This window comes from Mesorhizobium sp. M0571 (assembly GCF_040320985.1).
Taxonomy (GTDB): domain Bacteria; phylum Pseudomonadota; class Alphaproteobacteria; order Rhizobiales; family Rhizobiaceae; genus Mesorhizobium.
Map to the genome: position 1 here is coordinate 15,327 of NZ_JAMYQT010000059.1, position 13,779 is coordinate 29,105.

Annotated in this window: 18 protein-coding genes; 6 read left to right on the top strand and 12 right to left on the bottom strand. The window is 62.2% G+C overall.

The window, feature by feature from the left end; genetic code table 11:
* The first annotated feature begins 118 nt into the window (after positions 1 to 118).
* The 3 genes from NKI85_RS33100 (at position 119) to NKI85_RS33110 (ending at position 1,212) form a co-directional block, all read left to right on the top strand.
* Positions 119 to 373: a hypothetical protein gene (locus NKI85_RS33100; protein ID WP_352529643.1), complete on the top strand. Its 255-nt coding sequence runs from the start codon at positions 119 to 121 to the stop codon at positions 371 to 373.
* Between the two features lie 162 nt (positions 374 to 535).
* Positions 536 to 778 (top strand): type II toxin-antitoxin system Phd/YefM family antitoxin, encoded by a 243-nt coding sequence (locus NKI85_RS33105; RefSeq protein ID WP_352529641.1) that lies wholly within the window; start codon positions 536 to 538, stop codon positions 776 to 778.
* A complete protein-coding gene (locus NKI85_RS33110) occupies positions 778 to 1,212 on the top strand; it encodes a type II toxin-antitoxin system VapC family toxin (RefSeq protein WP_352529639.1) in 435 nt (144 codons plus the stop codon). The genes NKI85_RS33105 and NKI85_RS33110 overlap by 1 nt, the downstream gene beginning before the upstream one ends.
* 40 nt (positions 1,213 to 1,252) lie before the next feature.
* Here the strand turns inward: NKI85_RS33110 and NKI85_RS33115 are convergent, their stop codons facing one another.
* The 11 genes from NKI85_RS33115 to trbB are packed head-to-tail and all read right to left on the bottom strand — an operon-like array spanning position 1,253 to position 11,002.
* Complete coding sequence (locus tag NKI85_RS33115; RefSeq protein ID WP_352529637.1) at positions 1,253 to 1,480, bottom strand: DUF2274 domain-containing protein; 228 nt, start codon at positions 1,478 to 1,480, stop codon at positions 1,253 to 1,255.
* Positions 1,477 to 2,682 carry a TraB/TrbI/VirB10 family type IV secretion system protein gene (locus tag NKI85_RS33120; protein WP_352529635.1) on the bottom strand — a complete coding sequence of 402 codons (1,206 nt, stop codon included), beginning with the start codon at positions 2,680 to 2,682 and terminating at the stop codon, positions 1,477 to 1,479. The genes NKI85_RS33115 and NKI85_RS33120 overlap by 4 nt, the downstream gene beginning before the upstream one ends.
* Positions 2,679 to 3,701, bottom strand: a complete 1,023-nt coding sequence (trbG, locus tag NKI85_RS33125) for a P-type conjugative transfer protein TrbG (protein WP_352780173.1) — start codon at positions 3,699 to 3,701, stop codon at positions 2,679 to 2,681. The genes NKI85_RS33120 and trbG overlap by 4 nt, the downstream gene beginning before the upstream one ends.
* Positions 3,702 to 3,739: 38 nt before the next feature.
* The gene (gene trbF, locus NKI85_RS33130; RefSeq protein WP_352529631.1) at positions 3,740 to 4,426 is read right to left on the bottom strand and encodes a conjugal transfer protein TrbF; all 687 of its coding nucleotides are present in this window, start codon (positions 4,424 to 4,426) and stop codon (positions 3,740 to 3,742) included.
* Positions 4,423 to 5,793: a P-type conjugative transfer protein TrbL gene (trbL, locus tag NKI85_RS33135; RefSeq protein ID WP_352780175.1), complete on the bottom strand. Its 1,371-nt coding sequence runs from the start codon at positions 5,791 to 5,793 to the stop codon at positions 4,423 to 4,425. The genes trbF and trbL overlap by 4 nt, the downstream gene beginning before the upstream one ends.
* The gene (trbK-alt, locus tag NKI85_RS33140) at positions 5,790 to 6,158 is read right to left on the bottom strand and encodes a putative entry exclusion protein TrbK-alt (RefSeq protein WP_352529627.1); all 369 of its coding nucleotides are present in this window, start codon (positions 6,156 to 6,158) and stop codon (positions 5,790 to 5,792) included. The genes trbL and trbK-alt overlap by 4 nt, the downstream gene beginning before the upstream one ends.
* Before the next feature lie 12 nt (positions 6,159 to 6,170).
* On the bottom strand, positions 6,171 to 6,920 hold the full coding sequence (trbJ, locus tag NKI85_RS33145; protein ID WP_502896192.1) for a P-type conjugative transfer protein TrbJ: 750 nt from the start codon (positions 6,918 to 6,920) through the stop codon (positions 6,171 to 6,173).
* A complete protein-coding gene (gene trbE / locus NKI85_RS33150; protein WP_352780176.1) occupies positions 6,917 to 9,424 on the bottom strand; it encodes a conjugal transfer protein TrbE in 2,508 nt (835 codons plus the stop codon). Before trbE ends, trbJ begins: the two co-directional genes overlap by 4 nt.
* 11 nt (positions 9,425 to 9,435) lie before the next feature.
* Positions 9,436 to 9,699: a VirB3 family type IV secretion system protein gene (locus NKI85_RS33155; RefSeq protein ID WP_352529623.1), complete on the bottom strand. Its 264-nt coding sequence runs from the start codon at positions 9,697 to 9,699 to the stop codon at positions 9,436 to 9,438.
* Positions 9,699 to 10,043 carry a TrbC/VirB2 family type IV secretion system protein gene (locus NKI85_RS33160; RefSeq protein WP_352529621.1) on the bottom strand — a complete coding sequence of 115 codons (345 nt, stop codon included), beginning with the start codon at positions 10,041 to 10,043 and terminating at the stop codon, positions 9,699 to 9,701. The genes NKI85_RS33155 and NKI85_RS33160 overlap by 1 nt, the downstream gene beginning before the upstream one ends.
* A complete protein-coding gene (gene trbB / locus NKI85_RS33165; RefSeq protein WP_352529715.1) occupies positions 10,040 to 11,002 on the bottom strand; it encodes a P-type conjugative transfer ATPase TrbB in 963 nt (320 codons plus the stop codon). The genes NKI85_RS33160 and trbB overlap by 4 nt, the downstream gene beginning before the upstream one ends.
* A 564-nt stretch (positions 11,003 to 11,566) precedes the next feature.
* On the opposite strand from trbB, the gene NKI85_RS33170 reads away from it, so the two are divergent.
* From NKI85_RS33170 to NKI85_RS33180, 3 genes are all read left to right on the top strand, one after another.
* The gene (locus NKI85_RS33170; RefSeq protein WP_031195575.1) at positions 11,567 to 11,824 is read left to right on the top strand and encodes a type II toxin-antitoxin system VapB family antitoxin; all 258 of its coding nucleotides are present in this window, start codon (positions 11,567 to 11,569) and stop codon (positions 11,822 to 11,824) included.
* Positions 11,824 to 12,210 carry a type II toxin-antitoxin system VapC family toxin gene (locus NKI85_RS33175; RefSeq protein ID WP_352529619.1) on the top strand — a complete coding sequence of 129 codons (387 nt, stop codon included), beginning with the start codon at positions 11,824 to 11,826 and terminating at the stop codon, positions 12,208 to 12,210. The genes NKI85_RS33170 and NKI85_RS33175 overlap by 1 nt, the downstream gene beginning before the upstream one ends.
* 310 nt (positions 12,211 to 12,520) lie before the next feature.
* A complete protein-coding gene (locus NKI85_RS33180) occupies positions 12,521 to 12,901 on the top strand; it encodes a DUF3072 domain-containing protein (protein WP_352780178.1) in 381 nt (126 codons plus the stop codon).
* A 780-nt stretch (positions 12,902 to 13,681) separates the two neighbouring features.
* On the opposite strand, the gene NKI85_RS33185 is transcribed toward NKI85_RS33180, so the two are convergent.
* Positions 13,682 to 13,777 (bottom strand): DUF2905 family protein, encoded by a 96-nt coding sequence (locus NKI85_RS33185; protein ID WP_352780182.1) that lies wholly within the window; start codon positions 13,775 to 13,777, stop codon positions 13,682 to 13,684.
* Positions 13,778 to 13,779 lie beyond the last annotated feature (2 nt).

The following is a 13,779-nucleotide window of genomic DNA, read 5'->3' on the forward strand; positions in this document are numbered from 1 at the left end:
TCGCATGTACCCCAAGGCGCGGCCAGCTCGCTCCGTCACTTTGCTCAACAGTCACGCGCAATACTCGCCCCTAGCCTCGGATCGGTGGGGCAGACACCAGTCCTGGAGACCCGGCCCAGTGTCGCCGTTTCACAACGCGTCCGAAGAAACGATCGATATCAATGGCCGGCCAGAGATCCTGCTGGAACCTGTCTTCGTCATTGTCCTTCTTGCGAAGGAGGGCCGGACGGTCAAATGCGCCCATTTGGAAAAAGACACTCCTAGCCAATCCTCAATATGCCAAGTCTTGGCGATCTTGCCGTCCCTGAACTGGTGGATGTCGATGGCCATTATCTTGAACGGCGGGTTCTTGGAAGGGAATCCACCTGTCTGAGTTTCCTAGATCGTCGAGCGCACCACGACCATGTCGCCGGCCTTCCACGCGGCTCGCGCCCCTTCGAGATGCTGAATAAAGATGGCTGGATTTGCCAAAGTCGATGCGCTATATGACCATCTACATGGTCAGGAGCGTGACTTACATGATCGGGGGCGTGGCATGAACGCGATCAATCTGGCTGACGCCAAGGCACATCTCAGTGAACTCATAGACCGGGTCGAAGCTGGCGATTCAGTCGACATCACCCGACGCGGCAAGTTGGTCGCACGGCTTACAACCGTGGCTAAACCACGAAAGCCGATCGATAGGGCAATGCTTCAGGCGCTGAGCACAGCTATGACGCCCCAGGTACAGGACGCTGCCGATCTGGTGCGGACGATGCGGGACGGCGATCGTTACTGATGGTTTATCTCGATACGTCGATAATTGTCGCGGCGCTTTCGAACGAGGCCGCGAGCCCGCGAGCTCAGGCCTGGCTGTCAGAGCAGGATCCGGCGCAGCTGCTGATAAGCGACTGGACCGTCACCGAATTGTCCTCCGCCATGGCAATCAAGCTGCGGACTGGCCAGATCACGGTGGCGCAACGTGCCAAGGCGCTGGCGATGTTCAATAAGCTTGTCGCGGAGAGTTTCACGGTGTTGTCGGTGACGGGCGGGCATTTCCGGGCAGCGGCTAAGTTCGTCGATCAGTACGCTCTAGGGCTGCGCGCGGGCGACGCACTTCATCTCGCCACCGCGTCGGAACACGGTGCCACAGTGCATACGCTCGACCGTCGGCTCGCCGAAGCTGGCCCCGTGCTCGGCGTGCCTACCCAGCTACTGGCGACCGGGGTTTAACACAGGCTGCCTTGATCGCGCCGGTTCGCTGCCTTTGTGATTACCCTGACTTCGTATCGAAACGCATTCGGCTGAATGCCCGGTCGGTAGCCATGAATCGTGCCAGCATTGGTGCGATCAGCTTTGCTGGATCGGCGATCGTCTGGCCGCTCTCACGGCCGAGCAATTCAGCATAGGCAACGAGATCGCGATGAACGGCGCCGGGCAGTTCGACGGTGATCTTGACCGGACGGTCATCGGGAATGGCGGAGAGTTTCAGCTTGGTCATGACGGATCCTTCTGAGCACCGTACGGCACAAGAACAAGGTCGCGATTGACGATCACGCGAACCGGAAAACCGGGCCGCACCGTGAGCGTCGGCTGCACGTTGAGCTGATTGCGCACGATCTGCTGGCCGATATTGGAGGCTGAATCCTGCGCGCTTTCGCGGACGGCTTTGGCAATGTCGCTCTCATCGCCGTTGGACCCAAGCGATGCTCCAATGCCGAGCACCGTCGACAGCGCCGCGGCCCGGAACATCTGGCCCCAATGATGGTCGACCTCGTCCTCCAGCCCGGAAAAGCCTTCAGCGCCCGCGCCCTGCTGCCGCTCCAGCACGATCGAGGTGCCGTTGGGCATGATCAGCCGGTTCCAGACCAGCAGCAGGCGCGACTGACCGAAGGCCACCTGGCTGTCATACTGGCCGATCAGCCGCGCGCCCTGCGGGATCAAGAGGTATGATCCCGTCGGGCTGTCGTAGACGTTCTCGGTGACTTGAGCGGTGATCTCGCCGGGCAGGTCGGAACGGATGCCGGTGATGAGGGCTGCCGGTATGACGCTACCAGCCTGCACGACATAGGGCGAGGCCTTCTCGGCGAGCCGATCGGGGCTGACGGTGCGGCGATCCGGTCCGGCATTGATGAAAGCGAGCTTGCGGTCCTGCATGTTTTGAGCGGGGCCTGGATCGATCGGTGGCTCCCCGATCGGCGGTGTCGGGCTGGACAGTGTGTTCGCGACCGTGTTTGCATCCTGTCTTACCGGATGCGACCGCGCGTTGGTATTGGTGAACAGTTTTGCCACGCGGGCAGCCTCGATCTCGGCCAGGCGGCGCTGTTCTTCCGGATCGGCGCGCGGTCCACTGATGTTCGGCGCCCCGGTCGGCTGGCCGCGCTCCTGCGCACGCAAGATCGGCCGGCCGAGGTCGCCAGGCAGCGCGGGGCCGAGCTGCGGAATCCCGGCATAATCCTTCGGCAGGGTCTGCAGCCCGTCGGCGGTGGAGCGGTTTTCAGTGGTGAAGAGCTCGGGCGGTTGTTCGGTGCCGCGCCGTCTAGTGTCGAGCGCCCAAATCAACGTGCCGAGGATCGCAGCGCCGGCAACGCCACCAACGCCTATCAGCACCTTGCGCGACAACCGCGTGACCCTAGCCGGTTCGGGCCGCAGGCGCAGTTCGGCTCGAATGTCCTGGTTGGGTGCATTTGCAGGTTCGGTCATCGGAACAGCCCCGCGCCAGGCTGGCGTCGTTTCGCGTCCGTCCGCACGATGCGGACACGCTTTTCGCTTGTCTTGTCGCCGAGCCTCAATTCCGCGGCAGCGAACAGCCGGTCAACGATGTAATAATTCTGGCGAGCGCGGTAGTTGACCAGTTCCGAACCACCCGAAGGGCCGATCACGAACAGCGGCGGCATTTCCCCCTGCCCTACGCCCGATGGGAACTCGATGTAGACCTTTGCACCGTCGTCGAAGGCGTGAAGCGGCCGCCAGGGGGCGGCATCGCCTTCGATGCGGTAGCGGAAATTCAGTTTCTGGAGGTCGACGCCGGTCGCGACCGGCTTTGCGGCGGAAGCCTGCGCATTCTGGCGCCGCAGCGCAATCAGCTGGTCCTGCGGATACTGCCAGGAGACGGAGGCCATGTAGGTCTTTTCGGTCGAGCGGAGCTCGAGATGATAGGTGCGGCGGTCGCTGTTGATGACGAGGTTGGTCTGGAGGTCTAGCCGTGTCGGCTTCACAAGAATGTGGACCTGCTGGCGCTCCCCTGTCCCACTTTGCGTATCGCCGATGATCCAGCGCACTGTGTCACCGGCGGCGACTGGCCCGGAGCCGACAAGCTGCTCGCCGGGCTGCAAGGCGATGTCGGTGACCTGGCCGGGTGCGGCGTAGATCTGGTAGAGCGCGCCCTCACTCCAGGGATAGAGCTGGATGGCATTGACGAAACCGTCGCGAACCGGCTGCATGCGTGCGGCCTCATTGGCCTGGCTGATCCGCTGCGTCGGATCGGCTGGCTCCGGCTTCACCTTCGTGGCCTCGACCGGTTTCAACTGACCAGGCAGTGGAAGCAGTTTCGGCACTTCCACCACCCTCACCGGACCAGCCGGGTCGACCTTCCGCACGGCAGGCGCCGCATCGTCATAATTGATCTCCGGCGGAATGTATTTCTTCGACGCACAGCCGGCGAGCGCCGTTGCTGACAGCATTGCCAGGGCAAGCATACGCGCCTTGGGCGAAATGCGCATGGCCGGTCTCGCCGATGTTCTTGTTCGTGCCGCACGCATCATGAAAGCTCCTTCGACCAGTTGATGGCGTTGACATAGACGCCGAGGGGATTGGCTTTCAGCCGGTCGGCGTCGCGGGGTGGCTGGATCACGATTGTGAGGATTGCGGTCCAGCGCTCGGTTCCGGCCAGGCTGCCATTCTCGTAGCGGCGCTCGACCCAGGCGACGCGGAAGGAATCCGGCGAAGCACGGATGACGCTGGAAACCTCAATGGCGATCTGGAGTTTGCCCACTTTGGCAAAAGGGTCGTTCAAGCGAGCGTAATCATTGAGGGAAATGGCGCCGCGATCTGTGGTGTAGTCGTAGGCGCGCAGCCAGTTTTGGCGGACGATGACCGGGTCGGCCGGAATGCTTCTGACCTGTTCGATGAAGCGGGCCAGATGCCAGGCGATCTGCGGATCGGTCGGCCGATAGTCGGCAACGGCCGGAGCGACAACCTGCGCTTCGCCGAACTTGTCGACCTCCACCACCCAGGGAACCACTGAGCCGCGCGTCGACTGCCAGACCAATGCGGATGCAAAACCGCCGGCCAAGACGAGCGAGCCGAAGGCCATCAGCCGCCAGTTTTTCGCCTGGACGCGAGCCGAGCCGATGCGCTCGTCCCAAATCTGGGCTGCACGCTGATATGGCGTCTCGGGGTGAAGCGTTTTTCCGTAACGAACGAAAGGGCGTCTAAAGGGGGTCATTGGCGGTCGTCCTGGTCGAGGGAAACATTCATCGAGCCGCCGCCATCGTCGCTGGAGTGGACCGAGTGCGCGGCGACGCTGGCGCCATGGCTCATAGCCTGGCCGCGCTTCATGCGTTTTGCCCATGCGGGCGGGGAGTCGGCACTGGTTTCGGTGGTCGGCCAGTCACCGGAGGAAGCCGTTCCCGACGAGCGCTCTCCACTCGTCGCAGCCCAAGCTGCCAAGCGGCCGGCCTCGTAGCTATCGGACAGGGCTGACGCGGCGCGCGACATTGCCTGTTTGACGGGTTGAACGGCAGCGCTGGCACCAGCCCTTGCGACACCCGCCATGCCGGCGGCGATTGAGCCTGCGCCACCTCTTCCAGATGTGGCTGCGGCAAGTTCCCAGGCGGCCGAAGTGCTGCCGGCCAGATGCGCGCCACCCCGTGCGGCGGCTGCCGACATGCGCCCGCCTGCACTGAGCCCGCCTGCTGCGCCGCCTATTGCCGCGCGGGCGCCCACCGCGCCGGCTACGCCAAGGCCACCAACGGCGAGGCTCGTGCCAACGGCGGCACCTGCGCCCAGTTGCGGAGCACCAGAAACCAGCCCCGTCGCGATGCCGGGACCGAAGATCGACAGCCCCATTAGCGAGAGAGCGCCCAGGACAAGCGACAGCGCATCGGTGATCGTCGGTTGTTCGGCACCAAAGCCTTGAGTGAACTCGCCGAAGAGGCCCGAGCCGATGCCGACGATGACGGCGAGCACCAGGATTTTCACGCCGGAGGCAACGATGTTGCCGAGCACTTTTTCAGCGAGGAAGGCGGTCCGGTTGAACAGCGCAAAAGGGATCAGCACGAAGCCGGCAAGCGTCGTCAGCTTGAATTCGACCAGCGTGACGAAGATCTGCACGGCGAGAACAAAGAACGCAATCAGCACGATCGCCCAGGCGATCATCAGGACCGCAATCTGAACAAAATTCTCGAAGAACGAGACGTAGCCCATCAACTGGCTGGCGGCTTCGAGGATTGGATTACCGGCATCGACGCCGACCTGCGCGACGCGGCCCGGCTGCAGCAGTGCGGCGCCCGAAAGTGCCGAACCTCCCGCCTTCAGACCGAGCCCGGAAAAGCTCTCGAAGACGATCCCGGCCAGACGATTGAAGTTGCCGATGATGAAGGCAAAGAAGCCGATATAGACCGTCTTTTTCACCAGTCGGTGCAGGACGTCCTCATCCGCACCCCAAGCCCAGAACAGGCCGGCAATCGTGATGTCGATGACGATCAGAGTGGAGGTGAGGAATGCCACCTCGCCGCCGAGGAGCCCGAAGCCAGAGTCGATATAGCGGGTAAAGGTCTCCAGGAAGCGATCGATCACGCCGGTGTCGTTCATGGCGCCACCGCTTCGGGATGGGGCCGGTCTTCCGCGCGAGGCGGAGTTGGCGGTTGGAGCGGCAGCATTCGGCTCTGGTCCTTCTCGATCCACGGAGCCGCGTTTGGCGCGATGGGGCGGGATGGTTGCAGGAAGCGTCGGCGGCTTTGCGCCCAGGCTTTCCTGCAGGCTTTGTCATCAACGGCCGCCATGCCGATGGCCCGGCATCGCGCAAGCTCGACCCCAGCCGGCTCGCCGCCCGGATGTGCGGAGCGCGGGGAGGACGCGTCCTGCGAGCCGTCGCCGCGCAGCGCCATGGAGGCGGCGGTCATGGCGGCGCCAAGGGCAAGAACGGCTGTTATCCGGGCGGCGATCTTGAGATCCATGCGACTCTCGCCTCAGTCGTGGAACATTTTTACGGATGACGGGCTGTAGCTGCTGCCCGTCATGAAACGGCTGAACTGTTCGCGTGCCTGCTCCTGCGCGGCCGCCCGCCTCGCCTGCTCAAGGGCTTCGGCTCGTCCTTGTGCGGCCACCATCGCAGTGAGATCGGCAACTTGCTTGGCTTGCACGGCGAGGAGCTGGTTGCCGGCCTGCGTTGCCTGAAGCACGCCGACAGCGGACTGGCTGGCACCGACCAGCGCACTCGTCTGCTCTTGTGTCCCCGCGATGTTGTCGACCGCGACGGCGCCGGTTTTCAGCGAATGCTCGAAGGCCGACACCGAGGTCTGCCAGCGTTGACGCGCGCCGTCGACAAGCTGCTGGCTCGACAGATCCGAACCGAAATTTTCGTAAGCGGAGGTAAACTGGCTCTCGATGTCCTGGACGCTGTAGGCCAGCTTGTCGGCCTCGCCGAGCAGGCTCTTCATCTCGGAAAAATTGGCGTCAATCTGGCCAAGCAGCGAGGTCGGCAGCGAAGTGAGATTCTTCGCCTGGTTGATCAGCATCTGCGCTTCGTTCTGAAGCGAGGTGATCTGGTTGTGGATCTGCTCCAGGGCACGCGATGCCGAAAGCAGGTTCTCGGCGTAGTTCTTTGGGTCGAACACGATCAGTGCCGATGCTGGTGCCGATGACAGCGCCGTCGCGACGACGATTGCGCCGGCTGCCGCCATGCGACGGATACGGCGACCTGCAAGAACGGAATTCATGAGGAAAGCTCCTTTGTGGATTGGTCGATCACGTCAGTGAGATTGGGAATGAGGTCTGCCGCCCAGGAGAGACCGCGGTTCGTAAGCCAGGCCTCGAGGAAATGGTCTCGGCCGGCCTCGGCGACTATCCGGTCGATCGCGGCCTGGTCTGACTTGGATGACGCGGCGCAGAGCGCGAGCGCGAGCGGACCGAGGCCAAGCTCGAACAGGCGGTTGCCGCGGCGGCTCTGACAGTAATAGTCGCGCTTCGGTGTCGCTCGGGCGACGATCTCGATCTGGCGATCGTTAAGACCAAAGCGTCGGTAAATTTCGGTGATCTGCGGCTCGATGGCGCGCTCGTTCGGCAAGAACAGCCGCGTCGGGCAGCTTTCGACGATGGCGGGTGCGATTGGCGATCCGTCGATGTCCGAAAGCGACTGGGTGGCGAAGATGACGCTGGCGTTCTTCTTCCTAAGCGTCTTCAACCATTCGCGCAGCTGGTCAGCGAAACCGCCATCGTCGAGCGCCAGCCAGCCCTCGTCGATGAGCAGCAGTGTTGGCCGGCCGTCCATCCTCTGCTCGATGCGGTGGAACAGATAGGCAAGCACGGCGGGCGCAGCACCGGTGCCGATCAGGCCTTCGGTTTCGAACGCCTGGACCGAAGCTTCGCCCAGCCGCTCGTGCTCGGCATCGAGCAGCCCGCCATAGGGGCCACCGATGCAATAAGGACGGAGCGCCTGTTTCAACGGCGACGACTGCAGCAGCACGGCCAGGCCAGTCAGCGTCCGCTCCTGGACGGGTGCAGAGGCCAGCGACGTCAGCGCCGACCACAGATGATCCTTGACCAGCGGTGTGATGGGCACGCCTTCGCGCAGAAGAATGTCGACAAGCCAGTCGGCCGCCCAGGCTCGCTCTGGCGTATGATGGATGCGGGCGAGCGGCTGTAGCGAAACGGTGTGAGCGTCGCCCGACAGATCGGCCAAAGTGAGCAAGGGCAACGGATCGTCGGGCCCCTGCCCACTTCCGGCATTGCTTCCGAGATCATGCCAATCGCCATCCATGGCGAGCATGGCCGCGCGGATTGAGCCGCCGAAGTCGAAGGCAAAAAGCTGGCTGTGCTCGTAACGCCGGAACTGAAGGGCGATCATCGCCAACAGGACCGACTTGCCGGCACCGGTCGGGCCGATGACGAGGGTGTGGCCGACATCGCCCACGTGAAGGCTGAACCGGAACGGTGTGGCGCCTTCCGTTCTGGCGAAGAAAAGCGGCGGTGCGCCAAAATGCTCGTCCTCAGTCGGTCCAGCCCAGACCGCCGAAAGTGGAATCATGTGGGCGAGGTTCAGAGTCGAGATCGGCGGCTGGCGGACATTGGCGTAGACGTGGCCAGGGATGCTGCCGAGCCAAGCCTCGACGGCGTTGACGCCTTCGGCGATGCAAGTGAAGTCCCTGCCCAGAATGACCTTTTCGACCAGACGCAGCTTTTCGTCGGCGATTGACGGATCGGCATCCCAAACCGTTGTGGTGGCGGTGATGTAAGCCTCGCCGATCTGATCTGAACCGAGATCCTGCAGGGCCGCGTCCGCATCGGCCGCCTTATTGGCCGCGTCGGTATCAACGAGGACTGACGCCTCGTTGGTCATCACCTCCTTCAAGATTGCGGCGATCGATTTGCGTTTGGCGAACCACTGGCGACGGATCTTCGTCACCAGCTTCGTCGCGTCGGTCTTGTCGAGCATGATCGCCCGCGTCGACCAGCGATAGGGGAAAGCAAGCCGATTGAGGTCGTCGAGAATCCCCGGGAAGGTCATGGTCGGGAACCCGGTGATGGTGAGCGTGCGCAGATGCGCTTCGCCAAGCCTCGGCTCTAACCCGCCGGCCAACGGCTGATCGACCAATAGCCCATCGAGATGTATCGGCGTTTCTGGGACACGAACGCGATGCCGCTTGGTCGAAATGGTGGAGTGCAGGTAACTCAGCGTCTCGCCATCATCGAGCCAGTCAGCTTCGGGAACGAAACCTTCGATGAGGTTGAGCACGCGGTCGGTGCGATCGACAAAACTCTTCAGGAGCTCCCACGGATCGACACCGGTCTTTTCCCGGCCTTCGTAGAGCCAGCTCTCCATTCGCGACACTTCCTCGGCCGGAGGCAGCCACACGAAGGTAAGAAAGTAGCTGCTTTCAAACAGCACGCCGGACTCTTCGAACTGTTCGCGACGCTCGATTTCGAGAAGCGCCGATGCGCAATCCGGGAACCGGCTGTCGGGGTAGCCGCTGGCGGAATTGCGCTGCGCTTCGACAAAAATTGCCCAGCCGGAGCCGAGCCGGCGCAGCGCGCCGTTGAGCCGTGCGGTTGTTCCGACCAGCTCCGCCGGCGTGGCGGAGTCCAGGTCCGGCCCGCGAAAACGCGCCGTTCTTTGAAAACTGCCGTCCTTGTTGAGCACCACGCCCGGCGCCACCAGGGCGGCCCAAGGCAGATAGTCGACGAGGCTGGCGCTCTTCTTTCGATATTCCGCGAGGTTCATCATGGCGAAAAACCTCAGCAGCCGAAATGCACGGGATAGCGCAGGTGCCGGCGAACCACGTCGACGAACTGTGCATCGCGCTTTGCCGCCCAGACGGCTGCGATATGTCCGATCGCCCAGATAACGAGACCAGCGATCCACAAACGAAGTCCCAATCCGACCGCGCCGGCCAGCGTGCCGTTGGCGATGGCGACCGCACGCGGCGCGCCGCCGAGCAGGATCGGTTCGGTGAGCGCGCGATGCACCGGCGCGAAAAAGCCACGGACTTCCTCCTCCATCAGATCAGCGCTCCGCCGCCGAAGGAGAAGAAGGACAGGAAGAACGAACTTGCCGCGAAAGCGATCGACAGCCCGAACACGATCTGAATCAGCCGGCGAAATCCGCCCGACGTGTCGCCGAAGGCGAGCGAAAGGCCGGTGACGATGATGATGATCACCGCCACGATCTTGGCGACTGGCCCCTCGATCGATTCGAGGATTTGCTGAAGCGGCTCCTCCCAGGGCATGGAAGAGCCGGCAGCATGAGCAGGCGTGATCGTTATGATCGTAGCAGCTGCCGCAGCCAACGGCAGCTCCACGGCAAGTTTATGGATTGCCGATGAGGTGAAGCGGATCGGGGTCATTCTGAAGCTCCATGGGAGAGTGGAAATTCGCGGTCGATGTGGTCTCGAGATTCTTCGAGGGTGCGGTAGTCGCCGGTGGCCGGATCGAGCCCGTCGACCAAGGCGATCTCGACAAGCCGGCGCGCAGAGCCGCGGCCAGCGAGGACCGCAATCAGGTCGATGGTTTCGGCAATCAGCGTGCGCGGAACCGCAACGACGGCCTCCTGCACGAGCTGCTCCAGCCGCCGCAGTGCGCCAATGGCCGAACTGGCGTGAATCGTGCCGATGCCGCCGGGATGGCCGGTGCCCCAAGCCTTCAACAGATCGAGCGCTTCTGCGCCACGGACCTCACCGATGGGGATGCGGTCGGGCCGAAGCCGCAACGCCGACTTCACCAGATCGGAAAGCGAGGCGACACCATCCTTTGTGCGCAGCGCCACAAGATTGGGCGCTGCACACTGCAGCTCGCGCGTATCCTCGATCAGCACGACGCGCTCGGCGGTCCTGGCCACCTCCGCCAGCAACGCGTTGACCAGCGTCGTCTTGCCGGTCGACGTGCCGCCGGCCACCAGCACGTTCTTGCGTGTCCCCACGGCAAGCTGCAGGACGTCAGCCTGGCCTTCGGTCATGATGCCGGCAGCGACATAGTCTTGAAGCGTAAACACCGCGACTGCCGGCTTGCGGATGGCGAAGGTTGGCGCCGTAACGACAGGCGGCAACAGACCCTCGAACCGTTCGCCGGTGTCGGGCAGTTCGGCCGAAACACGCGGCGAGTCCGAATGCACCTCCGCGCCGACATGGTGCGCGACCAGCCTGACGATCCGCTCGCCGTCGGCCGCGATCAGGGTTTCATTGCTTGCGACTAGTCCTTCGCTAAGACGATCAACCCACAGGCGACCATCAGGATTCAGCATCACCTCGACGATGGCCGGATCGTCAAGAAAGCCTGCGATGGCCGGGCCGAGAGCGGTGCGCAGCATACGCGCGCCGCGCGATACCGCTCTCTTGCTGCCATTATGGTTGATCGCCACGATGGTCCCCGTTTCTTACCGCGAATTGGTTCGTGCCGCGGTCGGGGACAATTAGAAAAGGCAGGAGCGCCGGCCTTGCAACAAGCAAAACCGGCGATCGTGGCATGACGTGCAGAGACTTGCGAAATGCGGTGCGCGACCGCGATAGCTCAGCAACCCGGTGCCTGACTGGCCATCGCCGCTCCAGCAGGCGGCTATATTCAAGGGGTGGCATCGCGACGGAGGATCAGCGGCTCGTTAGGTGCGTCTGACAGGATGAAGGGACTGCTTTCACCCTCCATGGACCGCTGCCGGAACGCCCTTTACTGCGGCCCGGTAGAGTTCCTCGCCGGCCGTTGTCGGATTGGAGTCGACAGGCAGCTTCGGGAGACTGGCGGTCGCCGCTTGGCAGGCGTCGGCCTGGCGATTGTCGTGGTCAATCCGGCGCGGGTGTAGGCGAGGCTGGCAGGTATGTTGAAGAGCCTAGAGAACTGTGGTAGAAATTGCCAGAAAGGTAGATTTTTGGAGTTTGTCGTGTCCCTGAACATCAAAAATCCAGCCACCGTTGCTCTCGCCGATGAACTCGCACGCCGCCAGGGTATCAGTAAGACAGCAGCCATTCATCAGGCCCTTAGCGAGCGCTTGCACCGCTTGGGCTTTGGAGAGACCGCTCAGGAGCGTTTGCTGGCAGAATTGCGCGCCATCCGAGAAAGAGTGGCACGATTGCCTGAACTGGATAGTCGCAGCGACGAGGAGATCATCGGGTATGACGAGCATGGAATCCCTAACTGATGGTGATCGATACCTCAGCTGTTGTAGCGATCCTTCGGAGCGAGCCTGAGGCAGCAAGGCTGGAACGAGCGCTGGTCTCCGACCCAATCCGTCTGATCCCGGCAACCTGCGTGCTCGAGGCACGCATGGTGCTGGTCAGCAGGCGCGGCGAACACGCGTTGGCCGAGATCGATCTTTGGCTGCGCAAAGTCGAGGCCGACATCATTCCTGTCGACTCCGAATTGGTTGATCTTGCGACCCAGGGTTGGCTGACCTACGGCAAGGGCCATCACCCGGCGGCGCTGAATTTTGCCGATTGCCTCTCCTATGCTTTGGCAAAGCGTGCAGACGAACCGCTGCTTTTCATCGGCAAAGACTTCTCCCAAACGGATATCGAACCGGCATGAGCACGAGACTCTAAGGCCATCGGCTGTCTCCAGCTTGAACCCTGTAATAGCGCCCAATTAGTTTCGATTCTGTCGGCTGGTCCTGCATCAAGGGTGTCATGCCAGTTGGTCCCAAAGCAGAGCAAGCTGACGTCTTTCGTCCCTCCGGCCTGGCGCTGCTGGGCCGCGTCTTCGATCGGTTGGAAGTTGAAGGCCAATCCAGCCGGCCAACTTGTGCTCAGACATTCACGGCCGCGACGCTGGTCGCGCGAATAAAGGATGGGCCTCGTCGAAAACAGCCCTTGGTCATGCTGCGCTTCCTTCCTGATGCTTGTGGCTGTTTGGACAGACCACGTTTTCTCATCAGCTCGAAGCGCAGCACCTTCTTGCATCACCGTTGAAGAAGGGGCGCAAGCCGAATACCCCACCTACCAAATTGGCGGAACAAATCACGATCATTTCTCATTTTGGTGATCATCAAGGGAGATTGAGCATGGGCGACCGGCACAACCCCAAAATCGAGGCATCGGCAAATATTGAAAAGGACCCGGAAGATTGGGTCAGCGGAGATGACCCAATGACTCCCGCACAAGCCTCCTATTTGAAAACTCTTGCCGAACAGGCCGACGACCCTGACGCCTATGCTGATGGCCTCAGCAAGGCGGAAGCTTCTAAACGCATTGATGCACTCCGGGAGAAGTTGGGCCTGTAGCGTCCGCTCGTGGCTTTTCGTCTCCAGCGAAGGACAGCCGATCGGGTCGGATTGGGGACAGTGTTGCTGTAGGTTGTGACCCGCGCAATTAATTTTTCTGAATTCAGCCCGTTGCTGCCCGACTCGCGATCGCGAAGACAAACGGCGGATGGGAGCGGCTTATGGGGTGCAGCAGCCCGGCATGCGCCCCTAAGCTCACAAGGCCTCGCGCCCGCCGATCCAATCCTGCTGTCTAAACAGATCAGGACGTCCCGACGAGGGCGATGGTCACCAGAGACACAAAAAGGACAAGAGTGCGATCGCAGCGCCCCAGAAGAGAACTTTTTCGGTGCCGCGTCGCTCTTCCTCGCGAGATATGCCTTTCGCCATTGCATACATCCTTTGCGAAGGTCAACGACTTAGCAACGTGCCGCGCCAAGGCTGAGTTCCTGCAACTATCTTGCGCCTTCGGCACTGAGAAAAAGCTCTCGGAATCAAGCCTCGTGTTGTCCAACCGTCGGTTGGTGAACGTATTGCAGCTGATGCATCTAAAATCCCTGTGATCCGCGCGCACCGGGCATGCCCGACCCCGAGCCCCCGCCGGGTGCAACAGCGCTTGATCGGCCCCGCCGCATCGAACTGTGCGGCCGGCTTTTTTACTCGCGCGATGGAACACCGGCGCGCAGGGAAAGTTCTGCGCACGCAGCAAACTCTTTCCCTCATATTTTTGCTGCCAGATCGGATAGCTCCGATCGGCCCACGTCGTTCTTTTCCTCCGGCGACGCGGGCTCGCCGTCCTCGCTATCGGTTGAGTAGCCACAGAACAAACGAAAGCACGATGCTGATCAGAATCCCAGTGCCGATCGGAGCATAAAACGTGAAGTTCTCACGTTGGATCA